Source organism: Streptomonospora litoralis (assembly GCF_004323735.1).
GTDB lineage: Bacteria > Actinomycetota > Actinomycetes > Streptosporangiales > Streptosporangiaceae > Streptomonospora > Streptomonospora litoralis.
The window spans coordinates 5,660,863-5,685,695 of the sequence record NZ_CP036455.1; the positions used below are offsets into that span (position 1 = coordinate 5,660,863).

The following is a 24,833-nucleotide window of genomic DNA, read 5'->3' on the forward strand; positions in this document are numbered from 1 at the left end:
GGGCGGGACGCACGACACATCCCGGAAGCGCACTGCGGACGCAGGGAGGATCCCTTGAGCGGAACCCGATACCGGACCGGAACGGCGGCCGTGCTCGGCATGGCCGTGCTGGCGGCGACCGCCTGTACGACCGGCGGCACAGGAGCAGGCGGAGCGGGCACCGCCGACGGGACGGTGCGGCTCGCGGTGTCCGGCGACGCCACCACCTTCGACCCCGCGCGCGGCAACGCGTCCACCGACTACGAGTTCGCCCGCCTGGCCTACGACACACTGCTGAGCTTCGACACCGACGGGGAACTGGTGCCGGGGCTCGCGAAGTCGTGGGAGAACACGCCGACCGAGGCGACGTTCACCCTGCGCGACGGCGTGACCTGCTCCAACGGCGAGAAGCTGACCGCCACCATGGTCGCGGACACGCTGCGGCACATCGCCGACCCCGAAACCGGCTCGTCGGCCCGCTACCTGGTGTTCGGCCCGCACGAGCCGACCATCACCGCCGACGACGAAGCGGGCAAGGTCACCATCGAGCTGGACGGCCCGTGGTCGGACCTGCCGGTCGGCCTGGCCGGTTCGACGGCCTCCATCACCTGCTCCGACGACCCGGAGAAACTCAACAGCGGCGGCGCCCCCGGCACGGGCCCCTACACGCTCACCGAGTCCAAGCGCGGCGCCACCTACACCTTCACCAGGCGCGACGACTACGACTGGGCGCCCGAGCACGGCGGCGGCATCTCCGGGAAGCGCCCCGAGAAGCTCGTCTACCAGGTGATCAGCAACGAGAGCACCGTCGCCAACCAACTGGAGACCGGTGCGCTGGACTACGCCACGTTCACCGGGACCGAGGCCCAGCGCTTCACCGACGGCGACTACACCAGTCTCTCCCGGCCGACCGTGCACATGTTCCTGGTGTTCAACCAGCGCGAGGGCCGCCCCGGCGCCGACCCCGAGGTGCGCGAGGCCGCCGCGCAGGCGGTGGACCGGGCGGCGTTCGACGAGGCCACGACCGGCGGCGCGGGAACCCTGCTGACCAGCGTCATGTCCGACCGGATCCGCTGCGTGCTCGACGACGAGTCGCTGCTGACCGGACAGGACAAGCAGGCCGCCGCCGAGGGCCTCGACGGGGTGGACGTCAAACTGGTGGGCACCAACGCGGTCGCCGGCGGCAACGGCAACGAGTACGTCCGCGCCGCGCTGGAGGAAGCCGGCGCGTCGGTGGACCTGCGCAACATCGACAACGCCTCCTGGGCCACCGACGTGCTGGGCAACCAGGGCGACTGGGACATGACCGTGATGGCCGCGCTGAACTCCTCCGGAGTGCTGACACCGACCATGTCGCTGCTCTCCGGCGCCGAACCGCCGCAGGGCCGCAACTTCGCCGGCGTGCACAACGACAAGCTGGACCAGGGCTTCGCCGATGCGCTGTCCACCACCGACGCCGGCGAGAAGTGCGCCGCCTGGGAGCGCGCGCAGCGCGCGATGCTCAAGCGCCACGACGTGGTGCCGCTGTCCACGGTCGACGTCTCCTTCGTGATGGCGCCCGGGATCTCGGCGGCGGCGTTCCCCGCCGGAGTCGACACCTCCACCCTGCGGATCGAGGGCTGATCCGTGGCCGGCTACGATCGCGCGCCGCACGGCGGCGGTGCGACCGAGGCCGCCCCCGCCGCGACGCAGGGGGCGGCCCGGCCCGCGCGCTCGCCGTGGCCGCGCTTCCTCATGCGCCGCCTGGGCGGGGTGGCCGTCGTGCTGGCCGTCCTCGTCGTCGCGACGTTCCTGCTGGTCCAGCTGGTGCCCGGCGACCCCGCACGCCAGGTGGCCGGTCCCGACGCCACCCCGCGGCAGATCGCCGCGGTCGAGCAGCGGCTGGGCCTCGACCGGCCGCCGCTGGAGCGCTTCACCTCCTACGTCGGCGGCCTTGTCACCGGCGATCTGGGCACCTCCTTCCGGACCGGCCAACCGGTCCTGGAGGTCATCGCCGGGCGGCTGCCGTTCACCGCGCAACTCGCCCTGCTGGCGGTGCTGGCGGTACTCGTGATCGCGGTGCCGCTGGGCATGGCGGTGGCGGTGGCCTGCCGGGGCGGGCGCCGCCGCCGGCTGGACACCCTGTTCTCCACCGCCACCTCGGTCTTCGGCTCAACGCCGGAGTACATCGTGGGCACCGCGCTGGTGCTGGTGTTCGCCGTCTGGCTGGGGTGGCTGCCCGCCGCGGGCGCCGCCACCGTGCCTTCGCTGCTGCTGCCGATCGCCGCGGTGGCGCTGCCGCCGGCCTGCCATCTCTCCCGCATCGTGCGCCGCGAAGCCGCCGTCGTGCTGGAGCAGGACTACATGCGCACGGCACGCGGCAAGCGGCTGGGCGGCTGGGCGCTGTACGTCCGCCACGCGCTGCCGAATCTGCTGACCTCGGCGCTGACACTGGGCGGGCTGCTGCTGGCGGGGCTGCTGGGCGGCACCGTCATCGTCGAGTCGGTCTTCGCCTGGCCCGGCCTGGGCACCCTCGTCGTCCAGGCCATCCTGAACCGCGACTATCCCGTCATCCAGGGGATCGTGCTGGTTATCGGCCTGCTGGCGACCCTGGTCAACCTGTTCGTCGACGTGTGCCTGGGCGTGCTGGACCCCCGGTCCCTGCACGGGCGCGGTGAGGAGGCACGATGAGGCGGCGCCGGTCGATCCGCCTGGCCGTCGGAGCGGGCGGGCTGGGCGTGGTCGCCGTACTCGCGGTGATCGGCCCCCCGCTGTGGGGCGAGCAGGCCCGGAGCATGACGGGTGAGACCCGCGCCGCGCCCGGCCCCGAGCACTGGTTCGGCACCGACGCGCTGGGGCGCGATGTGCTCGCCCGCACGCTCGACGCCACCCGGCTGACGCTGGAGACCACCCTGGCGGCCACGGCGATCGCGGCGTGCGCGGGGATTCTGCTGGGATCGGCGATCTGGCTCGCGGGACCGCGGGTGCGCGCGGTCGGCATGCGCGTCATCGACATCATGGTGTCCTACCCGCCGCTCATCCTCGCGCTGCTGGTGACGGCGATCATGGGGGCGGGCCCGGTGGCCACCGTGGCGGCGGTGGGCGTGGCCGGCAGCCCCAACTTCGCGCGGTTGACCGCCAACCAGGCCGCAGCGATCGCCGGCCGCGACTTCATCTCCACCGCGCGGCTGCTCGGTGTGCCGGGCCGCAAACTGTTCACCCGCCACCTGCTGCCGAACATGGCCGAGCCGCTGCTGGTCATGGTCTCGGTGGCGTTCGGCAGCATCCTGGTCGCCCTCTCCGGGCTGTCGTTCTTGGGGCTGGGGGTGCAGCCGCCGCAGACCGACTGGGGTTCGCTGCTGGCCGAAGGGCTCCGCGAACTGCACACCAACCCCGCCCAGGCGATGGCACCGGCACTGGCCATCGTGGCGACCGGCGCCTGCGCGGGCCTGGTAGGCGACGCGGTGGCCGCCGCGGCCGACCCCCGTTCGGCCGCCGGGTCGGCCGGGCGGCGCGGCCGCCGATCCGGCCCGCGGGCCCCGCTCGGTGCGGCCGCCGAGTCCGTGTCCGCCGCCGAGCAAACCGCCGAGCACAATGCGCTGACCGTGCGCGGCCTGGCCGTCACCGCTCCCGACGGCACCCGGCTGGTCGACGGAGTGGACTTCGACGTGCCCCGCGGCGCCACCGTCGGCGTGGTCGGGGAGTCGGGCTCGGGCAAAACGCTCACCGCGATGGCCGCCGCGCGGCTGCTGCCCGAAGGGCTCGGCGCCGAGGCGGACGCGCTCCGGCTGGGTGAATCCGACCTCCTCGCCGACCGGCTCGACGCGAGAACGCTGGCGACCGAACTCGGCATCGTGCACCAGGACCCCTCGGCGTCGTTCAACCCCGCACTGCGCGTCGGCACCCAGATCACCGAGGTGCTGCGCGTCCATCAGCGCCTGGAGAAGGTCGCGGCCTGGCATCGGGCCGTCGACCGCCTGCGCCAGGTGCGGGTGACCGCCCCCGAGGCCCGCATGCGCCAGTACCCGCACGAACTCTCCGGCGGTATGCGCCAGCGCGCGATGATCGCCGCGGCGCTGGCCACTTCGCCGAAGCTCATCATCGCCGACGAGCCCACGACAGCGCTCGACGTCACCGTGCAGGCCGACGTGCTGGCGCTGCTGCGCGAGGCGAACCGGCGCGACAAGGCGGCCGTGCTGCTCATCTCGCACGACATCGGCGTGGTGTCGTCGGTGTGCGACCGCATCCTGGTGATGTACGCGGGCCGGGTGGTGGAGGAGCTGACGGCCGAGGCCGTACGCCGCGGCGAGGCCGCCCACCCCTACACCCGCGCGCTGCTCGGCGCGACCCCGGCCGCCGCCTACTCTGCAGCGCGGGAGCGCGGCGAGGGGACACCCGAGCGCCTCACCGCCATTCCGGGGCGGCCGCCCGCGCCCGAGTCCCGCCCGGCGGGCTGCTCCTACGCGCCGCGGTGCCCGATCGTCTTCGACCGCTGCCGCACCGAGGACCCGGCGCCGGTGCAGGTGCAGGGAGGCCGCGGCCGCGCCGCCTGCCACGCCGCCGAGGCGGACGGGGACCGGGAGGGGCCCGGCGCACCCGCCCACGACGACACGCCCGAAGGGTCCCGCGCATGACCGACGACACTCCTCCCGTCCTGGCGGCCGAAGGGCTGACCGTCGCCTTCGGGCGCGGATCCGGGCGGCACGCGGTGCTGCGCTCGATCGACCTCGACGTGCCGCCGGGCCAGGCGCTCGGGCTGGTCGGCGAGTCCGGATCGGGCAAGTCCACGCTCGCCCGGGCCCTGGTCGGCCTGGTGCGGCCGGCCGCCGGGCGGGTGCTGCACGACGGCCGCGACCCCGCGCACATGCGCCGCGCCGAACTGGCCGAGCTGCGCCGCAGCGTGCAGCTGATCCCGCAGGACCCCTACGCCTCGCTGGATCCGCGGATGACCGTGGGCGCCGCCATCGCCGAGGCCGTCGACCCGCGCCGCGCCGACCCGCGCCGCCACGCCGATCGGATCGCCTACTGGCTGGAAACCGTCGCGCTGGAGCGCGACGCCGCCGACCGCCACCCGCACGCCTTCTCCGGCGGCCAGCGCCAGCGCGTGGCCATCGCCCGCGCACTGGCGGCGCGCCCGCGGGCGGTGATCGCCGACGAGATCACCTCGGCGCTGGACTGCTCCGTGCAGGCCGAGATCCTCAACGTCCTGGCCGACCTGCGCGCCCGGCTCGGGCTGACCATGCTGTTCATCTCCCATGATCTGACGGTGGTCCGCCACGTCAGCGACCGGGTGGCCGTGCTCTACCTGGGCCGGGTGGTCGAGCAGGGCGAGACCGAGACGCTGTACTCGGCCCCGGCCCACCCCTACACCCGGCTGCTGCTGGACAGCGTGCCCGACGGCGGCCCGCTGCCGGAGGCGCGGGAGGCCGCGGCGGCGGAGGCGCCCGACCCGCGCGACCCGCCGCGGGGTTGCGCCTTCCACCCGCGCTGCACCGCTCCCGGGCGCCGGGAGGACGTCTGCGCGGTCGCCGCCCCCGAACCGGACGGCCCGACCGCGGCGCGGTGCCACTTCCCGCTGGTGGGGGCCCACGCGGGGTCGTGAACCGGACAGGGCGCCCTCCGGGCGGCCCGAAACCGATGGGGGATGCGATGGAGTACGCCGACACCGTCTTCTACAACGGTCCGGTGCTGACCATGGACGCCGCCGCGCCGCGCGCCGCCGCCCTGGCGGCCACCGGCGGCCTGATCAGCGCCGTCGGCGCCCGCGAGGAGATCGAGCGGCTGCGCGGCCCCGGCACCGAGACGGTCGACCTGGCCGGGCGCGCGCTGCTGCCCGGATTCGTCGAAGCGCACGGCCACCCGCTGAACACGGCCTTCACGCTGGCGCCGCCCGCGCTGGACGTGCGGCCGTTCGGGTTGCCCGACGGCGCCTCCGTCTACCGGGCGATCCGCCGGCGGCTGGCCGAGAAGCCGGACGAGCCGCTGCTGGCCTACGGCATCGACCTGCTACTGCAGCGCGACCTGGAGGTCCCGACCCGCGCGCTGCTGGACGAACTGTCGCCGCGGGCGCCGCTGGTGGTGATGACCAACAGCGGGCACGCCGCCTACGCGAACACACCTGCGCTGCGTGCGGCCGGAGTCACCCGCGAGTCCGCCGATCCCGAGGGAGCCAGGTTCGTCCGCGACGCCGCCGGCGAGCCGACCGGGGAGGCGCACGAAACGGCCGCGGTGACGGAACTGTCGCGCGTCGCCCTGGCCGGGGTCACGCCGCAGTCGGCGCTCGCGGCCCTGCGGTGGACCCTCCGCCGGCACGCCGCGGCCGGCGTCACCACCGTCGCCGATCTGGCCTGCGCACCGGCGTTCCTGCCGCTGCTGGAGGCCGCCGCGCACGAGCCGGACGTCCCGGTGCGCACCCGCGCCTACCTGATCGGCGACGAGGCGCTGGCCGCCGACCCCGGCCGGCGCTTCGCCGGACACGCGCCGGCCGCCGAGCTGTGCGGTGTCGCGGGGGTGAAACTGTGGGCCGACGGCTCACCGTGGCAGGGCAGCGTCGCCACCAGCTTCCCGTTCAAGGACAACGCGGCGACGCGGCGCATCGGCCTGGCCGGGTGCCCGCACGGGCAGATGAACTACCGGCCCGAGCAGCTCGCCGACCTGGCCGCGGCGTTCACCGCAAAGGGCTTCCCGCTCGCCTGCCACGTGCACGGCGACGTCACCGCCGACGCGGTCCTGGCCGCCTGCGCCGAGGCGGCCGCCCAGGACCCCGAAACGGTGCGGCGGCTGCGCCCGCGCCTGGAGCACTGCGGGGCGCTGACCGCCGAGCAGTTCCGCCGTGCGGCCGGACTCGGCGCGACGGTCAGCCTGTTCGTGGACCACATCCGCTACTGGGGCGGTGTCCTGGACCACGACCTGTTCGGGCGCGGACGCGCCGAGGCGTGGATGGCGGCGCGGTCGGCGCTGGACGCGGGGCACCGGATCTCCCTGCACAACGACGGCTGCTGTTCCCCGCTCGACCCGTTGAGCAGCGTGTCGACGGCTGTAACGCGCAACTGCGACACCAACGGCGAGGTCTACGGCGCCGACCAGCGCCTGACGGTGGAGGAGGCGCTGCGGGCGGTGACGGCGGATGCGGCCTGGCAACTGCACCTGGAGGACGAGGTGGGCACGCTGCGTCCCGGCATGCGTGCGGACCTGACCGTGCTGACCGCCGATCCGGAGGCGGTACCGGCCGCGGAGCTGCGTAGGGGCGTCCGGGTCTGCGCCACCTATCTGGGCGGACGGCGCACGTTCGCGACGTGACGAACCGGCGGCGGGAAAGGCCGCACCGCCCGCGGACACACGAAGGCGCCCCGGGCTCGGCGGCCCGGGGCGCAATGCCGCTGTCGCTTTGTCGACCTGTCGGCGAGTCGGCTCGTCGCCGACTCAGCTCGCTCGCGCGACGGGGCCGCCCCCGCGGGGCGTGGGCACGGCGCTACCCGCGCTCTCCGGCGGCGCGGCGCTCTCCTGGAGCCTGCCCTCGGCCTCGGCGCGGTCGGCGTAGGTACGCAGCAGACGAGGGAGACCCGTCTGCTCCAGCGCCTTCGCAGCGGGCGATTCGGCGCTCAACACGAGCGAAAGCCCGATGCCGCGCGCCTGGGTGCGCGTGTGCACCCGCTCCAGTACCTCGCGCATCTCGGACGAGCAGGAAAGCGTCGGGGTGAAGTCGATCACGAGATGCTCGATGCGCTCGTTGAGCAGCCATAGCAGCTGCTCGCGCAGGCAGCGGGTGTGCCACGGCTCGATGCTCTGCGGAACCGTGACGACGGCCCCTCGTCCGATGTAGTCGACCTTCGCGACGATCTGCGTCGGTTGCTTCATAATCACCTGACCGGAAGCCCGGTCCCCTCCTTACGGGACCTCCGATTGTGTGGGAGTTCCCGCTGACCACGGTGCGCGTGTGCGGGAGCTCCCTGGGCCGCGCCTCCGGACCCATCCTTTTCGCTGCCCCTGGATTAATCGCCGCAAACATGAAAAAACTGCGGTCCGAAACACACAAAGGGGTCGCTGTTCTGAGGAATGAAATGATCTTCCATGCAGGACACGCCCGAAATGGTGGATCCATAAGCGTCGTTTGCCCGACTTTGGCAAGCCGCTTGGTAGACAAGGGGAAGACCGTCGAGGAGTACGGCGGTCCGGTCCGGCCAGTGGCCTCCTCACAGCCTTCGGTCAAGGAAGACGAAGTCTCATGCACACAGCATTCGCTTCGCCGGTCCGCTTCACAGACCGGCACACCATCGCCGCGATGCCCGTAGAGATCGACATCCACAATCGCGACGATCTGGTGTACAGCATGCTCGGGCTACTCGCCTCGGGCCACGGCGAACTCGTCGTGGACATGACCGAGACCACCTTCTGCGACTCTTCGGGCGTGCACGCACTGCTGCGTGCCCACCGCCGCGCACAGGCGCGCGGCCGGAAGATCTGCGTAGTCGCCCCGCACCCCAACGTCCGACGGGTTTTGGACATCTGCGGCGTCGGCCGGGTGATGCCGATCCACGGCGACCTCACCGAGGCCGTCCCGGATCGCCCCAAGGTCGCCTGAGGGTGGTTGCGGTCCGCGCCTGTCCGGCTCGCGGCCGCCCGCGGCGGCGCCCGCGCCCATCGGGTCGGGTGCCCGCCGGGGGCGGGCGGAGGGGCGGCGGGCGGCGCGAGCGTCTCGGGTCTGCTGGACGGTCTTGTCGGTCTGCCGGGAAGCGGGTCACCTAATGGGGAACAGCGGCGGCGACGGTGGCAGCGGGGCCGGGCCTGCGGTTACCGGGTCGGGTGGTCGCCGGTGGCGCACCCGACGAGGGGACGGCGGCGTCTGATGGCCGCACGGGGCTCCGCGTGTCCGTTGTGCCGCAGGGCGGTCCGGATACCGTGCTCATATGGCCGCATTCAGCGGCGTTTTTGGGATTTTGCGCACTGCATTCGACCGGCGACCGCTAGGAAACCCGGCAAAACCCCCGAACCGGGCGGGGTGGCGCCCGAGGGCGGGACCGGTGCCACCTCCGCGACCAACCCCGTTCGGTGCCCGCGCCCAGACGCACGTCATGAAGTACTACCAGCACCTCTCACCCCCGATGATCACGGGTGTCCAGTCCTTCGGCGCCGCCCTCGCAGGCCTCCACGATCCACCTCGCGCGTCGCCGCTTGCGGGTGGTGAGCGGTAGTTGCACGAGGTTCAACAGGCAGCAGAACGCCGCCCCGGCCGGACCGAACAACGGTTCGGTCTGAGAACTCAGCAGCGACCACCCGATTGCGGCGGTCGTGGCGACCAGGCCGACCGTGTTCACGGCCACGAACCACCTGCCCGGCGCCCGTTGCTGCAGAACCTTCTGCGCCTTCTCGACGGCGAGCCGGTTGACCTCGGGATCACCCCCCGGCTCGCCCCTCCTCAGCGCTCTGCGGGCCGCCCGCAGGCGTGCCGGATCGGTCTCGGGGGGCACGGCGAGCCCCCCATCCCGGACGATCATGACGAAGACTGCGCCACCCGCCAGGCCGATCAGTACGGTGAGCGGTACCCACGGCCACAGCCCGACGGAGGACGGGACGAGGGCGGCCAGCGAGGTCAGCACCAGAACGACGCACGCGCCGAAGGCCACTCCGAAGCGGCCGGCGTGACGGTTGGCGGCCACCTGTAAGCGTTCGGCGAGCAGGTGATCAGACATCGGTCGGTCTCCGGTGACTTGGCGACGTTGACGGCGCTGAGTCGACGGCGGCGTCGAGTCGGGAGCTTCGGTCAGTGGTGGTGCGGCCGGTCCCCGGCATCACCGGCGGCGGGGGTGACGGGTTCGTCCTGGTCGAGCAGCGCCGAAATGCGCTCCGATCGGCGCAGGCCGCGCTTGTGAAGGGGGTAGGCGGTCGCCGCGAGGACCGTGCAGAACACCGCGAAGACGCCGAACAGGATGGTCCGTCCCGCATGGCCGACGGCGACGGCTACGACCACCTGGCTCCACTGCAGGACGGCTCCGCACACGAAAACGGTCACGGTGAATTTCGGCGAGACCGACACCTCCGGGCTGCTCCGAGCGAGGCCGACGGCGAGACGGTTCGCCTCGGCGTCGTCCGTGGGTTCGCCGCGCTGCAGGACACGCTTGGCCGCACGCAACCGCGCCGGCTCCGTCTCCGGGCCGACTCCGGCATCGGCGCTCGTGCGCCTCACCTTGTCGGCGAAGAGCGCGCCCATGGCGGCACCCCCGACCCCCGGCAGGGCCACCAGGCCGATCCAGAAGGGGGCGGCCAGCTCAGATGCCCGGCAGGTCGACCAGGACGAGGCCGAGCAGGAACGCGGGGCCGACGAGCAGACCGGCGATTCCACCGAAGGCGCCACCCCAGCGGTAGGGGTGGGCCGCCTGGGAGATCTGCATGCGTTCGAGCACATGTCCGCGGGCTCGGGGAGGATCGAAGTTGTTGGGGCTGCCTGCCAAGGGCGCACCTCCGGACTGTGGGGGCTCCTGCTGTCCCCATATCCACTCCGGCGGGCGGCATTCCGGCCGACTCCGGCCGCGTCACGGGCGCCCTGCTCACAAGGGGTACGAGTCACCCGTGGCCGCGAGGCGTCCGCAGCGGCTCCTTCAGTCCGGCTGCGCGCGGACCTGCCCCTCGAAGACGCCGACGAGGCGACCTTCTACCAGGGCGGGGACAAGGGATACATCACCTACCCGCCCTACCGCCACTGACGGGGCGCATCGCCGGACCGCCGAACACCGCAGCAGCACTCGGGGCGCCGGGGCGACGCGCCGTCGCATCGAACCCGGTACCGAGCGCTGCGACACCCAGACCCCCAAGCGGGTTCGAGCGCCTGCAGACCCCATATTCCCTACGGCGGTCCGCATTCCGGCTGCGCCGCTCCCCGTGCGACGCCTAATCACTGCACCGGAAGGGCGCCACCACCACGCGCGGCGCCGACCGATCCGATCCCTGCGGCCATCGTGTCGGCCGCGTGCAGCGCGAGCAGGCGCTCGGCACCGCGACGCTGCCGCGTCTCAGCGGGGACGGCGAAGAGCGCCATGGCGAAGAGGAGGACCGCGGCGGAACCGAAGAAGAGCATCCCGGCCGGAATTCCGTTCAGGGTGCACAAACCGGCCATCGAGCCTTCCAACAGCGCCAAGCAGAGAAAGAGCAGCCGGAGTGCTCGGGGATAGTACGGTCTCCGCACGGTGGCCCACGCCAGCGACACCGCGAGTCGGCTCACCTCGGCGTCTTCGGCCGGCACGCCCTGTTCGAGAGCACGGCGGGCCGCGTGAAGCCGCCACGGCTGTGTACCGGCATCGATGATGCCCGTGTCCAGGGCCTTGGCGGAGGCACCGACCAATAGGCCGATGACCGACCCGAACCCCAACCCCCCGACGACACACGCGAGCGGGACCGCGACCACCAAGAAGTCGACGATGTTCGCGGGAGCATCCGCGGCCGCCGTCCGATACCACCACGACCACAGCCCGACGCCCGCGATGAGGCCGAGCAGCGCCCCGAGGGGGACGGTGACGGCCAGGGGGCTCTTCGCCATGACGATCATCAGGCGCTCCCGCAGGTAGAGGCGTCTGCGAGCCGACGCGTGGAACCGGAGCGGGAGCGACACGGTTGCCTCCTGGTCGTGGGGGATGGTGCGCCGCCCGCGTCCGCCGACGCCTGCTCGGCACGGGGGCGGCAGGCAGGGGTCAGAGGGAGCGGCACCGGTCGCCGGGCTCCGCGCTTCGGGCGCAGAAGCCGTCGACGGCGTACAGCGCTGCTACGCGCTCGCTGCGGCGGCGGGTGCGCGACCTGGCGGGCACCGCCACGAAGGCGACGGCGGTCCCCGTGATCGCGGTACCTGCGAACATGATCGCGGGGGACATCTCTCCGAGAACGAGAGCGGCGACCAGCAGCGTCCACGCCAGGGCCGCCGTTCCGCCCGAGAATGCCTGGAGCCCGCGGCCCCGCCCGCCGGGTTTCGGCTCCCGCAGGCGCACCCGTGCCTGGGCCGCCGCCAGCCGGTTCGCTTCCGCGCCGTCGACCAGCTCGCCACGGTGCAGGGCGAGACGTGCACTGCGCCTCATCCTCGGCTCGGCACCGGACCGGGAGATCTCGTCCCTGTGGCCGGGCCGGAGGGTTGCGATCACAGCGCCCAATCCCAGCCCGGCGGCGCCTCCGAGGAGGTAGCCCAGCCCCGGGATACGCCGTCGATGATGCGGAGTTCGTACATGGTCGCCGCCAGCTCCGCCAGCACCGGCCCGAAAGCGGACAAGAGCTGCACGGCGCCGAGGACCGCCACGGCGAGCCAGCCGGTCCACCGCGAGATCAGGATGCGCTCCACCACGGTGTCGCGGAATCGCCCGGAGTTTCCGCCACCCGCGGACACGAGCGCTCGTCGGCCGGGGGAGGCTCGGCTGAGCGGGGCCGGCACCGCGATCACCCCTGCAGGGCCGGCGCCGACACCGACCCGCGGCGGCTGCCGGACCACTCGTCGGCGGCGTGCAGGGCGACGACCCGTTCCAGATTCCGCCGGGTCCTGTTCACTATCGCGGCTGCGCCGATGAACCAGACCGCGGCGGCTCCGAAGAAGACCATGCGGAACGCATTCGCGTCGAGCACACCCCCGAGGAAACACACGGTCTGCATCAAGCCCCCTAAGACGAGCATCGTCCTGCCACCCCGCGTGAAGTCTCCGTGACGCGCACGCATCCGGGCGATTCCGGCGGCGATCCGGTTCGCCTCGACGTCGCCGGTGAGCCGACCGTGCCGCAACGCCTGCCGGGCGAGGCGCATGCGCCAGGGCGCTGTGGAACGCCCGACGAGCGCGGCCCTCTCCGCACCCTTGGACGCCGCAGCGGCGGTGCCCCCGGCGACGCCTATGAGCGCGCCGAGCACGCCGCCGACACACCCCGCGACGAGCACGACTCTGGGCTCGTCGCCGAACTCATTCGCCAGGAAACGGTCGGGAAAGCCCGCGAACAGGAAGAGCACGAGCAGCACGCCGCCCGCCAGGCCCGCGGCGACGCTCGTCGCGATGTCCCAAGGGACGGGCCTGCTCCACTTCCAGATGATGACGCGGTCGGACAGACGGCCGCGGGAACCGTGGGAGGTGCCGATGCTGGGGGGCACGCGCACTCCTCGATGAGGGGGGTGTCGACAAGATCGTACCCATACCGGGCATCGATCCACGGTCCCGCCCCTTGCCCGGAACCGGCCACCCGTTCCCCGAGGAGTGTCCCGCTATTGCCCGGCGGTGGTGTTCGGCCGGTAGGTGCAGATCAGCACCCCTGTCGGCGTCTGCGTGACGGAGACGAGTTCGAGGGGACGCGCCTCGCCGTCGTCGGGGAACAGCCGCTTGCCCCCGCCGAGCGTGATGGGCTCGATCATCAGCCGGTACTCGTCGACCAGGTCCTTCTGGACGAACTGCCGCGCCAGGTCGGCGCTGCCCATCACCTGCAGGTCGCCGCCGTGTTGCCCGCGCAACTCCGCGACGGCGCCGAGCACGTCGTCCGATGGCAGGAGCCGGGAGTTGTTCCAGGTCATGTCCGCTTCGGACAGCGTGGTGGAAGCGACGTACTTGGGGATCTCGTTCATCCGGTCGGCGAAGGGGTCTCCTGCCCGTTGCGGCCACGCCTCGGCCATCACCTGCCAGGTGCGGCGTCCGAAGAGCAGGGCCTGGGTCTTCGCCATGGTCGCGTCCACGGCCGCGCCCATGGTCTCGGCATCGAAGAACCGGAACGACCAGCCCCCGTGTGCGAACCCGGCCTCGGTGTCCTCCTTGTCGTGGCCGGGCGCCTGCACGACGCCGTCGAGGCTCATGAAGTCGGCGAGCACGATACGCATGTCCGTTACTCCTTCTCGCTGTCTGCGATGCGTTCAGGAGGGTAGACCGCCGATGCGTCCGGAACTCATCGCTACGCCGCATCCAGGATCTCGCGGACCGCCGGTACGTCCCGGAAGGGCGCCAGGGCAGTACGTACGGCTCGGCCGCGCTCGACTGTGCGTTCACTGCCGAGTCGGGCCGAGATGTCGAGCATGGTGCGGGCCACGGTCGCCGCCTGTTCGGGCTCGTTCGCGTCGGCATACGCGACGGCCAGCCAGGACAGGTAGAGCGCGCGTTCGCGTGTGCGTGGTGTCGTACCGCGACAGGACCTGTTCGAGCAGCGGGACCGCCCGCAGCGGCCGGTGGAGTTCGGTGAACACGCGCGCCTCCATGACGCGCAACTCGCCCTCGTCGACCCAGTAGAGCCAGGCGGGGTCGTCCTCGTCGCCGTGCCGGGAGAGGGCCGCCTCGGCTTCGCCGAGTGCGCGCACCGCCGCGGAAGGGTCGGCGGCCTTGGTATGCGCCCAGGCGAGTCGGTCCCAGAAGATCGCGCGGGCCCGGGGAGGAGCACCGGCTCCCGCTTCGGCGAGCGCCGCCTCGGCCAGCGCCGTGCCTTCTGTTTCACGGCCGGTATTGCTCCACTGGTAGGCGAGACACCCGGCCAACTGCCCCGCGAGCGTCGTGTCGCCCGCCTCGCGTGCGACGGCCAATCCCAACCGGTACGTCCGCTCCGCAGCGTTGTGCCAACCGGCGTCGGAGGCGATCCACCCCGCTATCTGCGCGAATTCCCCGACCGAGGTCTCCATTTCCCGCTGTACAGCCTCGCTGTTGGCACCCTGCTTCAACTGGAGCACCGCAGCGTCCAACTCGGCGAACGCCGACCCCGCCAGGTCCTTGCCGGGGACGAAATCGTCCGCGAGGCGCAACGCGTGCACGCGCGCGGAGAGCCGTGCCGCGTCGGACCTGCCCGCCCGCCTGCGCCCACCATCCGGATCGCGAAGGGAAACCGCACTTTCGTCATCGGGCAGCAATTCCGCGAGGTCGGGCGAGACACCCGTCCGGCTACGGGCGATGGCCTGCTCCATGCGGGCGCGCGGAACATGCAGCACCGCGGACAGATGCGGCAGCCAGAACTTCGGAATTCGGCGCCCGGATTCCCATCGGTAGACCTCTTGGCGCGTGACCGTCGCACGCCCGGACTCGGCGCACAAAGCCTCGGCCAACCTCGCCTGTGACCAGCCCAGCTCGCGTCTGCGGCTCTTCAGCAGTTCGGGCCGCCCTTCAGCCATGTCTCAATAGTGGCCTACGGATTGGCCTACAAGTAGGCAGATCCACAAAGAGCTCTCGGCGAACGAGAGTGGTCGCAAGAGACCCCGGCGAGTGCGCGAACACTCCCGGGGCACGGCCACCAGCTATCGGGAGCTGATGACATGACGGACATTATCCGCACCCCGCGCAGGCGGGCGAGCCGGATACGGCGGTATGCGCCCATGCCCGCGGACCTGCCCGGGCCGAACGGGGCCGACGCGTCGGCGGCGACGACGGGGCGTTCGTCGATCGCCGGCCGCCGCTGATGTGAGTCACCGTCCGCGCGGGGCCGGTCGGCGTGGAATCCGCCGACCGGCCCCGCGCCCTGCCCCTACCGGTCCTCGTCGGCTGCGGCCGCCTCCGTCTCGCCGCCTTGGGAGTCGGCGCGGCGGCGCAGCAGCTTCCCGACAAGCAGGTTCCCGACGAGCAGAACGACCAGGCCCGCGTTGGCGGCGATGATCCACAGACCGGCCTCGTGGCCCATCGACATCAGCATGAAGCCCGCCGCGAACGTTCCGAGCATCAACAACAGGAACGGGACGATTTCGCGGGGCACGGTGACAGGTCCGAAGCGCATGCGGCCTCCTCACGAGCCGTAGGGGGATGGCGCCGAGTCGACAAGTGTCCCAGTCGACACGAGGAGGTGCCGCACCCGCCCCCGAGGCCCGGCGCCGGTGCCGGTGCCGTCCGTATCGACGGGGCGTCGGGACAGGGTCGACGGGCGGCTATGTCGACATGGGCATATGGAGATCCCCGTCGTCCGCCATCCGACGGCCCAGCCGGTACCGGTCCGAGGGGCGTGTCGATCGCCGGGTCCGGAAGGGTCCGAACCGGAAACGCGAAAAGCCGACCGCTCCGGCGCGTGTACTCACCGGTGCGATCGGCTTCGCGATTCGGTCACGCCCTCCGCCTACCGGAGCAGGCGGCGGGGCTCGGCGGTGGAGGTGGGATTCGAACCCACGGAAGGTTGCCCTTCACTCGCTTTCGAGGCGAGCGCCCTCGGCCACTAGGCGACTCCACCGCGGACAACTCTACCGGATGCGGCGTAGTGAGAAGAACTCGGAGAGGACCGCCGCGCACTCGTCGGCGACATCGGGCGATACCAGGTCGGGCGGGAGGACCTCGGGGCGGTGGTTGAGGCGGCGGTCGCGGACGACGTCCCAGAGGGAGCCGACTGCACCCGCTTTGGGGTCGCGGGCGCCGTAGACCAAGCGGTCGACGCGGGCCTGTACGAGCGCACCGGCGCACATCGTGCACGGCTCCAGGGTGACCGCCAGCGTGCAGCCGCCCAGCCGCCACTCGCCGCGGTGGCGGGCGGCCGCGCGCAGAGCCAGGACCTCGGCGTGGGCGGTGGGATCGCCCGCGGCCTCCCGCTCGTTGCGACCCGTGCCGATCACCTCGCCCCCGCCGTCGAGCACGACGGCGCCCACGGGGACGTCGCCGCTGTCCGCGGTGCGGCGGCTCTCCTCCAGTGCGCGGCGTAGAGCCGCGTCGACGTGTGCGCGGTCCATAGGGACCGGAACGATGCCGCCCGATTCCCCACCGGTTCCGGTCACAGCCGCAGCGCGTCCAGCGGTTCGCCGAATCCCGCTCGTTCGGCGATCTCGGCGAGGACGTCGCCCGGCAGTAGCCCCTCACTCGTGGTCAGGGTGACCAGGTCGCCGGAGGGCGTGCCGAGGTCGCCGAGCAGGTCGGTGTCCCCACCGGGCTTGGGATAGGGCTTCTGCCCGGTGCCCTCCGCCTGTTCAGGCGCCTCGATCTCGCCGCTGTCGAGCAGCAGCGCCGCGACCGGATGCTCATGCACGACTCGCACGTCGGAGAGGAACACCCGGGGGTCGGCGTGGTCGTCGACCCGGACGACTGCGAACCACTCGTCGTCGGCTTCCATGAACAGGACCATGGTGCCGTCGGCGGCGAGTCCGCAGGAGTCGCGCATCGCATCGGCGACGTCGTCGATGCTGGCCGCGTCGTCCAGGTCCGTCTCCACGCCTCTCCACTCGTCCGCAACGCTGCAGAAGACCGCTGAGAAGATCGACACCGCACGCTCTCCCGTCCTCTCTCGCGGGCGCCGGGCCGGCCGGGGGCCTGCCTGCCTCCATGATCGATCCGAGGATCCCTTACCCCATCGTGTCCACCGCACGCTGGAACGCCTGCTGGAATCCGATGCGCTCGGCGATGCTGGCCAGCACCTCGTCGGGGTAGAGGTCGAGATCGCCGGCGAGGGCGCCGAGCTCCATCTCGTCCAAGCCGAGATCGGCGAGCACGGACATGTCGCCGGCGGGAAGCACCTGGTCGAGGTCCTCGTCGTCGGGCACGTCGATGTCGAGGTGCTCCAGCACGTCCCGGGCCAGCTGCCAGTCCACGGAAGCGGTGACGTCGGACAGGAACACGCTGACATCGTCGCCGTAGACGCGCACGAGCACGAAGAAGTCGTCGCCGATGGCCAGCAGGCCGATGGAACCGCTGATGCTGGGCTGCTGCCGCAGCGCGTGCAGCACGCCCTTGAAGTCTTGCGTCAGGGCCATCGGGAGCTGGTAGACGTCCCAGTAGTTCTCTTCGCGGTAGGCGACCGCGGCGAAGTCGCCGCCGCCGTCGTCCTCGTCGTCGCCCAGTTCGAGTTCCGTCATCGTCACCCCACCAGCCCGGCTGTGATCGGGCCAGGATCGCAGATCGTCCGGCGCGGCGTCATCGTAGCGGTCGCGGTCGCCCGCGACCCGGTTTCCCCAGAGGGAATCTGCCTCGTGATAGAAGTCGGCGCTCACAGGTTCTATTACAACGGACATCGGGCACCCAGCAGAACGCTACGGCCGACGCGGTTGGGTTACGGATGCATCCCGCGCGCAAGGGCACGGCCGAATCCCCTGTCGCCGCGGACGGGACGACCGCAGCCGCGTGGATAGACTCGGTCGCCGATTTCCCATCGTTTGCCCAGCTCAATCGGAGTGCTCAATGGAAACCCTGGTCGTCGACCACCCCCTGGTCGCGCACAAGCTCACGACCCTGCGCGACGTGGAGACCGATTCGCCCACGTTCCGCCGGCTGACCGACGAGCTGGTGACCCTGCTCGCCTACGAGGCGACCCGCGACGTGCGCGTGGCCGACGTGACGGTGGAGACGCCGCTGGCTCCGATGACCGGGGTACAGCTGACCCGGCCGACGCCCCTCGTCGTGCCGATCCTGCGCGCAGGGCTGGGCATGCTGGACGGCATGACGCGGCTGCTGCCCACCGCCAAGGTCGGCTTCCTCGGCATGGCCCGCGACGAGGAGACGCTGCGTCCGGCCACCTACGCCGACCGGCTGCCCAACGACCTGTCGGGCCGGCAGTGCTACGTGCTCGACCCGATGCTCGCCACCGGAGGGACCCTGGCCGCGGCGCTGCGGCTGCTGGTGCAGCGCGGGGCCGACCATGTCACCGCCATCTGCCTACTGGCCGCCCCCGAGGGACTGCACACCCTGTCCGAAAACCTGGAGGGAAACAGCGACGCGACGCTGCGGGTGGTGACCGCGGCGGTCGACGAACGGCTGAACGACCAGGGCTTCATCCTGCCGGGCCTGGGAGACGCCGGCGACCGGCTGTACGGGTCGGTCTGAACGGTCACCCGCTACCTCCGATCCACTCCCGATCAGATCGGATCGGAACTGTCCGAACCACATCGAGGTAGAGGGCATCTGACCCCGTAGCCGCGGTTGCTCCGGCGCCGCACACACCGGACGCATCCGCGGCGCCCGGCGGGGCGCCGCCTCCGATCGGGCGAAGGCCGCCGACAGCACACCGACCGACTTTTTTGTATCAATCTGGATCTCGATGATTGGACGTCCGAAATCCGGGAACGACCGCCACGTGCTTGTTCGCCCCGCGATGCTCCATGCGGGCGCATCGCGTTCTGAGCACGTACGACTTGTCAATTTGCGTAGGCCGAATTCAGACTGAGACGGAGTCGTAACACAAAAGGGTGATCATGGTGCACAGTCACTCCTGTCCCATCGATCACGCGCAACCGACCACACCCTCCCCTGACCCCTCGTCCCCTCCCACTGAACAGCATCGGCACGCATGCCCGACAGATAGTCTGAACCCGAGGGCGGTTACGAAGCGCCTGTATGCGGGTACACAGCGCAACCGGTCACCCTTTTCCCTCGAAGGAGTGAGATGCCCGAGAAGACCACCACGCCGCGCGAACTCTCCCCCGTCGTCGACCGCCTGAACTCCGAGTTCACCGGCGTACACGACAGCGCGACCGTCACCAGGTGCGTGGACGCGGCGCGCCAGGGGGCCCTGGACGTCACCGGCCGGGCCACTCCGGAGCTAGTGGAACGCATCGCGCGCCAGCACCTCCAGGTCCTCGCTCTGGCATTCGCCGAACGCCGCTGAGCCTTCCCCCGCCGAGTGATCAGCACCACACCGGCCGATGGGGAACGCCACGCCGGTAACGGGCATCTGGCTTTACGGGCCCGTATGTCGGTGTAACAATCACCTTGGGTCAGTGGGTCGTCAGCATTCGCGGGGAGTCGGTCATGGCGAGGTTGAAAAAGTGGTTGGGGTACGCCCTCATCGCTTTCGTCGCGTTCTATCTGCTCACACAGCCGGAAAGCGCCGCAGGGGTCATCCAGACCGGTGTCGGGGGGCTCATGTCGGCAGCCGAATCACTGTCCCGATTCGTGAACACCCTGAGCGCATAGGGGTCACCCGGCCATGAGGCTCGTCGCGCCGCCGAACAGAGCACCGGCATCGGTCAATCGCTACCTGCTGCCCTACGAACAGGACGTCGTCACCATCCGACGGCACCCGGCGGTGCTGATCGGACCCGTCGCCGCCGTGCTGGGTGCGCTGATCTTCGCGGGCATCCTGAGCAATACCGTCATCGCGTCCAGCGCGGCCGCGCTGGCGGTGATCTGGTGGGTGTGGCTGCTGATCCTGGTCTGGTTCGTGTGGCGGGTCGCCGAGTGGTCCGTCGACTACTTCGTCATCACGTCGCAGCGCCTGCTGCTGACCCAAGGGCTAATCACCCGGCAGGTGAACATGATGCCCCTGGGCAAGGTGACCGACATGCGCTTCGAACGCTCACTCCTGGGCCGTTTCCTGGGCTACGGCACTTTCGTGATGGAGTCGGCCGGTCAGGACCAGGCGCTGAGCAGGATCAACTTCGTGCCCTACCCGGAGCAGCTCTACCTCGAAGTCGTCGGGCTGATCTTCAAGGACCCCAACGAGTGAACTCGTGCCCGTCCGGCACGTGCCGCCGGATGCGGTGGAGCGGGCCGAAGCGCCCGCCCGGGCAACGCCGACGTTGAGGGGGCGGCCGCGCGGCCGCCCCCTCAACGCGTCCGCGGCCGTCTTCACCGGCCCGGCCCCCTGCCCGCGGACTCGAAGAGCGCACCGCCGCCTGCGCGGGAGCCCGGCCGCCGGCGGAGTACCCGCCGCCCGTCGCCGCGGTGGCACGCACCGCACCCGGCAGGTCCCAGCCGATCCGAAGGGGCCGCCACGAAGCGTTTCGCGTCCACGGTCACCACCCCATGCGGCGGCCGCGCCGGACGAAGCTACCCGGGCAAGCGCCGCACACCAGGTGAGAGCGGTGGGACACGCTCCGACCGGGCCGTCCGGGCGGCCTGTTCGACAAGTGCTTCGTTTTGTTCACCTGTTGTTCACCTTGACCACTCCGCTCCAGCTGAGACCCCCTGTCGACCTTCGGATACAGCCGATTCACGGGAAACCCAGGTTGACTTGTCGGTAAACGAAGGGTTAACTGTAGTATTCACCGAGGCGAACAAGGGGGTGCCGAAATGAACCAACCGGTGAGCCCGGCGCCGCAGACCAGCCGTACCGCTCCGATCCGCCGCCGCACTCGCAGTGCCCTACGGCGCAAGAGCACCGCGGAGAGCGCCGCCCCGGCGGCGCCCGCAGCGCCGCAGCCGCGCGAAACCGCCGAGGCGGTGAAGGCAGTCGAGGAGGTCGTCGCCTCCGACCGTCCGCTGCTGAGCTGGGTGCTCGTCACCGACGACAACGGACGAACCCGGCCGGAGGCCCACTGGGCCTGATCCGAGGGGTCATGCTTCGCTGAGGGTCGGCCGCGCAGCGCGGCCGACCCTCAGCGCTTCCGTCGCGCCGCGGCGCCCCGGATCGCCCCCTGGAACACCGGGGGACGAAAAGGTGAACGGAAGGTCCGGCCGCGGCTCTTCCGATGCGGAACGACCGTCCGCGGCGGCCTCAGTCCATGACCGCGGTGGCCTCGACCTCGACCAGGTGCTCCGGCACGTCCAGCGCCGCGACCCCCACGAGGGTCGCCGGCGGCACCGGGGTGATGCCCAGCCTCTCGGCCGCCCGAGCGACTCCCTCCATGAACAGAGGCATCTTGTCGGCGGTCCAGTCGACGACGTAGGCCCGCAGGCTCACCGCGTCGTCGAAGGAGCCGCCGACCTCGGCCAGGGCGGTGCCGATGTTGAGGTAGCACCGCTCGACCTGAGCCGCCAGATCGCCTTCGCCGACCGTGGTGCCGTCGGCGTCCCAGGCGACCTGCCCGGCGACGGAGACCAGCTTCGAGCCGGTCGCGATCGACACCTGCCGGTAAGCGCCGATCTCCGGCAGGCCGCCGGGGTTAACCAGGGTGATGGCCATGACTGTACGCCTCCTCGTCCCATGAGCCCGCGGTCCTGTTCCCGCACGCCGGACCGCGACTCCATTGGTCTCTTGCGGTTACTTGAGAACCGTAGGAGAGTGTGCGCTGACATGGAAGAACGCACTTTTCAGTGACTGGGGAACCCCATAGTGACCAAGCAGGTCAACGACTCGCCCGAGGCAGCGGATCTACGGCGCGCGGACTCCCTGGCGCGGGAGATCTTCTCCGACGTCGCCAACAAGTGGGCGCTGCTCATCATCGAGGCGCTCGGCGAGCGCACTCTGCGCTTCAGCGAACTGCGCGAGGAGGTCGAGGGCATCAGTCACAAGATGCTCACGCAGAATCTGCGCATGCTGGAACGCAACGGTCTGGCCGAGCGGACGGTGCACCCGACCGTGCCGCCGCGGGTCGAGTACACCCTGACGCAGCCGGGCCGCGACCTGCGGGAGACGGTCGACCGCATGTGCGAGTGGACGCACCGGCACTTCAGCCACATCGAGGACTCCCGGCAGCGCTTCGACGCCTGAGGGCCAACGCGAGACCAGGGTCGCCGATTCAGCCGTGTTCAAGAACGCCGGTCTGCTGTGCGGCCTTGCTGTGGCCTTGCCGGTTTTTCGGGTGGATGGGTGGTCTAAAGCGGCGGCGACGGTGGCGGATGGCTGGGCCTACGGTCACCGGGGCGAGTGCCCGCCGGTGGCGGCGGCCGACGGGGCGGCTCGGGTCCGCTGGGCGGCCTTGATGGTCTGCCGGGCGACGGGTGGACTTGACTGAGAAGCGGCGGCGACGGTGGCGGATGGCCGGGACCGCGCCCACCGGGCCGGGTGCCCGCCGGTGGGGCGCCCGACGGGGCGGCTCGGGTCCGCTGGGCGGCCTTGATGGTCTGCCGGGTTGTAGGTGGTCTTCACTGGAAAAGCGGCGGCGAGGGCGCCAGTGGGGTCGGGCCCGCGCCCACCGGTACCGGTGCCCGCCGGTGGGGCGCCCGACGGGGGCGGCGACGGCAGGAATGGGGCCAGGCCCGCGGACGTCGGTTCGGGTGCTCGCCGGTTGGGCTGCCGACGAGGCGGCGAGGGCACCGCGGGGTGGCGCCCGCGGTCACCGGGCCGGGTGCTCGCCGGTTAGGCGCCCGACGGAGCGGCGACGACGCCGGCGGGGGCCCGGCCCGCGGTGGTCGGCGGCCGCCATGCAGCCGGATCGGGGCCACGAGATGCACATACGTGCGGCGGCACCCGCCTCGGCGCCGCCCCGAGACGCCACCCTCGCACCGCCATTCCGCAATACGAAAAACACGCGGTGTTTTGCCCACAAATGCCCGAGTTATCAGTGGACCCACAGCCACGCCGCGACAGCGGTGGCCCACGAGGCGCACCGAATGGCGCGAAAACGCCCCCGACATCAACTTTTCGTGCGTCTCGTGGCCGCTGCGCCCGCCGAGGCCGTCCACAAAACGGGCATAGGCCCCCAAAAGTCCACCCCATCGGGCGGTGGAGCTCCCCGCGGCCGCACCCGGGCGCCACAAGCGACGCGTCGTCGCCCCCGGCCCCCGATCCGGCGCGCCACCGGGGGCGTGCGGGCATCCGCGGCCGCGCCCCGCCGCGCGGCCTCCGGCCGGTGCTGGCCCGGCAGGGGACACGGCGAGACCCAGCCGGCGCACCGGCGCCGGTAGGTCCCCTATGCCGGTCCATCCGGCGATGATCGCGAACTTATGGCCGCGGAATACGCCTTCCTGCGACCATAAGTTCACGATGACGGGCCAAGCCGCGCCGAGTCTGTCTGCAGGGCTGGATTCGGCGCCGAATCCAGCCCTGCAGACAGACTCGATGGCACCGGTGCCGCCCAACGCAGGGTTTTAACCAGACAGCGGCCGGAATCCGGTGAAAACCGCGCGTTCGATGCGCCGACCGGCCCACGGCGGCCCAACGCCGCCCCGCCGCCGGGCGCGCCACCGGCCAGCACCCGATCCGTCGACCACGGCCCCGAGCCACCGCCGACCTCGCCGCCCGTCGTTCCCCGTCAGAACACCCGCCACCCGGCAGACCAACAAGGCCGCCCAGCAGACCCGACCCGCCCCCGCCGCAACCGCCACCGGCGAGCACCCGATCCGTCGACCACGGCCCCGAGCCACCGCCGACCTCGCCGCCCGTCGTTCCCCGTCAGAACACCCGCCACCCGGCAGACCAACAAGGCCGCCCAGCAGACCCGACCCGCCCCCGCCGCAACCGCCACCGGCGGGCACCCGACCCGTCGACCGCGGGCCCAAACCACCGCCGACCTCGGCGCCCGTCGTTCCCCGTCAGAACACCCGCCACCCGGCAGACCAACAAGGCCGCCCAGCGGATCCGAGCCGCACGGCCCGACCGCCCATGGGAGGCCGGACCGATCCAGCACTTCTGAAACACGGCTAAGCCGAAAGAGCGGCATCGCCGCTCGCTCGGCTATCGATTTGTCGACAAATCGGCTCCATGCAACCGCTCTGAAGGCACATAGTCGTCCGCCTCCGTCGTGCGTCGTGCGTCGTGGGTCGTGCGAACGGAGCGTCGCCCGAATCCGTCGGAGGGCTCCGCTAACCTGCGGTCATCCGCGTCCCGCGACGCCGTGCCGCGAGGAAGGTGCAGAACCCATGGCCACGATGCTGTACTCGGCGACGATGTCCCTCGACGGGTTCATCGCCGGCCCCGGGGGCGACATGTCCTGGCTGACCCCGTACCTGGGGCCCGACCCGACCATGGAGGGCCTCGTCCACCGGATCGGCGCCCTGCTCGTCGGCAACCGGACCTTCGGTGGCGACGACCCGAACAGGGGCACCGAGAACGAAGGCGCGTTCGGCGGCCAGTGGAGCGGCCCGACCTTCGTGCTCACCCACGCCCCGCCCGCGGAGCCGGTTTCCGGGGTGTCCTTCGTGGGTGATCTGGAGAGCGGGGTCGCCGCAGCGAAGGAGGCCGCCGGGGAGAAGTACGTCAACATCCTCGGCGCCGACGTCGCACGCCAGTGCCTGGAGGCCGGCCTGCTCGACGAGGTGCTGGTGGGCATCGTGCCCGTCATGCTCGGCGACGGCGTCCGGCTGTTCGACCATCCCGGCGGCACCGGCATCCGGTTGGAGCGCATCTGCCTGACCCACGCTCCGCTGGCGACCGACCTCTGGCTGCGGGTGGTCCGCTGAC

The 24,833-nt window shown here is 71.6% G+C and carries 27 protein-coding genes and 1 tRNA gene; 12 read left to right on the top strand and 16 right to left on the bottom strand.

The annotated features are described in order from the left end of the window. Positions 1-54 precede the first annotated feature (54 nt). From EKD16_RS24165 to EKD16_RS24185, 5 genes are read left to right on the top strand one after another with little or no spacing between them, the layout of a single operon-like run. The gene (locus tag EKD16_RS24165; protein ID WP_165498656.1) at positions 55-1,602 is read left to right on the top strand and encodes an ABC transporter substrate-binding protein; all 1,548 of its coding nucleotides are present in this window, start codon (positions 55-57) and stop codon (positions 1,600-1,602) included. A gap of 3 nt (positions 1,603-1,605) precedes the next feature. Beyond that, positions 1,606-2,649: an ABC transporter permease gene (locus EKD16_RS24170; RefSeq protein WP_242677151.1), complete on the top strand. Its 1,044-nt coding sequence runs from the start codon at positions 1,606-1,608 to the stop codon at positions 2,647-2,649. After that, positions 2,646-4,592, top strand: a complete 1,947-nt coding sequence (locus EKD16_RS24175) for a dipeptide/oligopeptide/nickel ABC transporter permease/ATP-binding protein (RefSeq protein ID WP_131101716.1) — start codon at positions 2,646-2,648, stop codon at positions 4,590-4,592. Before EKD16_RS24170 ends, EKD16_RS24175 begins: the two co-directional genes overlap by 4 nt. Next, positions 4,589-5,560, top strand: coding sequence for an oligopeptide/dipeptide ABC transporter ATP-binding protein (locus tag EKD16_RS24180; RefSeq protein WP_131101717.1), 972 nt, complete (start codon positions 4,589-4,591; stop codon positions 5,558-5,560). The genes EKD16_RS24175 and EKD16_RS24180 overlap by 4 nt, the downstream gene beginning before the upstream one ends. Positions 5,561-5,607: 47 nt before the next feature. Continuing rightward, positions 5,608-7,257 carry an amidohydrolase gene (locus tag EKD16_RS24185; protein WP_165498657.1) on the top strand — a complete coding sequence of 550 codons (1,650 nt, stop codon included), beginning with the start codon at positions 5,608-5,610 and terminating at the stop codon, positions 7,255-7,257. Between the two features lie 123 nt (positions 7,258-7,380). On the opposite strand, the gene EKD16_RS24190 is transcribed toward EKD16_RS24185, so the two are convergent. Then, positions 7,381-7,815, bottom strand: a complete 435-nt coding sequence (locus EKD16_RS24190) for an STAS domain-containing protein (RefSeq protein WP_131101721.1) — start codon at positions 7,813-7,815, stop codon at positions 7,381-7,383. A gap of 367 nt (positions 7,816-8,182) precedes the next feature. Between EKD16_RS24190 and EKD16_RS24195 the strand changes: the two genes are divergently transcribed. Beyond that, positions 8,183-8,539, top strand: a complete 357-nt coding sequence (locus tag EKD16_RS24195; protein WP_131101723.1) for an STAS domain-containing protein — start codon at positions 8,183-8,185, stop codon at positions 8,537-8,539. 511 nt (positions 8,540-9,050) lie between these two features. Here the strand turns inward: EKD16_RS24195 and EKD16_RS24200 are convergent. From EKD16_RS24200 to EKD16_RS24265, 14 genes are all read right to left on the bottom strand, one after another. Further along, complete coding sequence (locus tag EKD16_RS24200) at positions 9,051-9,647, bottom strand: hypothetical protein (protein WP_131101725.1); 597 nt, start codon at positions 9,645-9,647, stop codon at positions 9,051-9,053. 71 nt (positions 9,648-9,718) lie between these two features. Next, complete coding sequence (locus EKD16_RS24205; protein WP_131101727.1) at positions 9,719-10,165, bottom strand: hypothetical protein; 447 nt, start codon at positions 10,163-10,165, stop codon at positions 9,719-9,721. A 58-nt stretch (positions 10,166-10,223) separates the two neighbouring features. Then, positions 10,224-10,406: a hypothetical protein gene (locus tag EKD16_RS25570; RefSeq protein ID WP_165498658.1), complete on the bottom strand. Its 183-nt coding sequence runs from the start codon at positions 10,404-10,406 to the stop codon at positions 10,224-10,226. A 440-nt stretch (positions 10,407-10,846) separates the two neighbouring features. Further along, entirely contained in the window at positions 10,847-11,497 is a 651-nt protein-coding gene (locus tag EKD16_RS24215; protein WP_131101731.1) for a hypothetical protein, read from the bottom strand. 142 nt (positions 11,498-11,639) lie between these two features. Then, positions 11,640-12,017 carry a hypothetical protein gene (locus EKD16_RS24220; protein ID WP_131101733.1) on the bottom strand — a complete coding sequence of 126 codons (378 nt, stop codon included), beginning with the start codon at positions 12,015-12,017 and terminating at the stop codon, positions 11,640-11,642. A 59-nt stretch (positions 12,018-12,076) separates the two neighbouring features. Continuing rightward, positions 12,077-12,319 carry a hypothetical protein gene (locus tag EKD16_RS24225; RefSeq protein WP_131101735.1) on the bottom strand — a complete coding sequence of 81 codons (243 nt, stop codon included), beginning with the start codon at positions 12,317-12,319 and terminating at the stop codon, positions 12,077-12,079. 50 nt (positions 12,320-12,369) lie between these two features. Then, positions 12,370-13,062 carry a hypothetical protein gene (locus EKD16_RS24230; protein ID WP_131101737.1) on the bottom strand — a complete coding sequence of 231 codons (693 nt, stop codon included), beginning with the start codon at positions 13,060-13,062 and terminating at the stop codon, positions 12,370-12,372. Positions 13,063-13,173: 111 nt separating this feature from the next. Then, positions 13,174-13,776 carry a dihydrofolate reductase family protein gene (locus tag EKD16_RS24235; RefSeq protein WP_131101739.1) on the bottom strand — a complete coding sequence of 201 codons (603 nt, stop codon included), beginning with the start codon at positions 13,774-13,776 and terminating at the stop codon, positions 13,174-13,176. A gap of 162 nt (positions 13,777-13,938) precedes the next feature. Further along, a complete protein-coding gene (locus tag EKD16_RS24240) occupies positions 13,939-15,045 on the bottom strand; it encodes a helix-turn-helix transcriptional regulator (protein ID WP_242677152.1) in 1,107 nt (368 codons plus the stop codon). A gap of 350 nt (positions 15,046-15,395) precedes the next feature. After that, positions 15,396-15,641 carry a hypothetical protein gene (locus tag EKD16_RS24245; RefSeq protein WP_131101742.1) on the bottom strand — a complete coding sequence of 82 codons (246 nt, stop codon included), beginning with the start codon at positions 15,639-15,641 and terminating at the stop codon, positions 15,396-15,398. 359 nt (positions 15,642-16,000) lie between these two features. After that, positions 16,001-16,085, bottom strand: a tRNA-Ser gene (locus tag EKD16_RS24250). Positions 16,086-16,095: 10 nt separating this feature from the next. Beyond that, positions 16,096-16,575: a nucleoside deaminase gene (locus EKD16_RS24255; RefSeq protein WP_131101744.1), complete on the bottom strand. Its 480-nt coding sequence runs from the start codon at positions 16,573-16,575 to the stop codon at positions 16,096-16,098. Positions 16,576-16,616: 41 nt separating this feature from the next. Further along, positions 16,617-17,102, bottom strand: coding sequence for a tRNA adenosine deaminase-associated protein (locus EKD16_RS24260; RefSeq protein WP_131101746.1), 486 nt, complete (start codon positions 17,100-17,102; stop codon positions 16,617-16,619). A 79-nt stretch (positions 17,103-17,181) separates the two neighbouring features. Further along, on the bottom strand, positions 17,182-17,691 hold the full coding sequence (locus EKD16_RS24265; RefSeq protein ID WP_131101748.1) for a tRNA adenosine deaminase-associated protein: 510 nt from the start codon (positions 17,689-17,691) through the stop codon (positions 17,182-17,184). A gap of 322 nt (positions 17,692-18,013) precedes the next feature. Between EKD16_RS24265 and upp the strand changes: the two genes are divergently transcribed. From upp to EKD16_RS24285, 4 genes are all read left to right on the top strand, one after another. After that, a complete protein-coding gene (upp, locus tag EKD16_RS24270; protein ID WP_131101750.1) occupies positions 18,014-18,655 on the top strand; it encodes a uracil phosphoribosyltransferase in 642 nt (213 codons plus the stop codon). A 559-nt stretch (positions 18,656-19,214) separates the two neighbouring features. Beyond that, entirely contained in the window at positions 19,215-19,436 is a 222-nt protein-coding gene (locus EKD16_RS24275) for a three-helix bundle dimerization domain-containing protein (RefSeq protein ID WP_131101752.1), read from the top strand. Positions 19,437-19,757: 321 nt separating this feature from the next. Beyond that, positions 19,758-20,276, top strand: a complete 519-nt coding sequence (locus EKD16_RS24280; protein WP_131101754.1) for a PH domain-containing protein — start codon at positions 19,758-19,760, stop codon at positions 20,274-20,276. Between the two features lie 566 nt (positions 20,277-20,842). Further along, the gene (locus EKD16_RS24285) at positions 20,843-21,097 is read left to right on the top strand and encodes a hypothetical protein (protein ID WP_131101756.1); all 255 of its coding nucleotides are present in this window, start codon (positions 20,843-20,845) and stop codon (positions 21,095-21,097) included. A gap of 169 nt (positions 21,098-21,266) precedes the next feature. Here EKD16_RS24285 and EKD16_RS24290 read toward each other — a convergent pair whose 3' ends face one another. Then, the gene (locus tag EKD16_RS24290) at positions 21,267-21,674 is read right to left on the bottom strand and encodes a RidA family protein (protein WP_131101758.1); all 408 of its coding nucleotides are present in this window, start codon (positions 21,672-21,674) and stop codon (positions 21,267-21,269) included. Positions 21,675-21,821: 147 nt separating this feature from the next. Here EKD16_RS24290 and EKD16_RS24295 point away from each other — a divergent pair, with 147 nt between their 5' ends. Both EKD16_RS24295 and EKD16_RS24300 read left to right on the top strand, forming a co-directional pair. Continuing rightward, positions 21,822-22,202, top strand: coding sequence for a winged helix-turn-helix transcriptional regulator (locus EKD16_RS24295; protein ID WP_131101760.1), 381 nt, complete (start codon positions 21,822-21,824; stop codon positions 22,200-22,202). 2,090 nt (positions 22,203-24,292) lie between these two features. Further along, complete coding sequence (locus EKD16_RS24300; RefSeq protein ID WP_131101762.1) at positions 24,293-24,832, top strand: dihydrofolate reductase family protein; 540 nt, start codon at positions 24,293-24,295, stop codon at positions 24,830-24,832. Position 24,833: the final 1 nt, after the last annotated feature.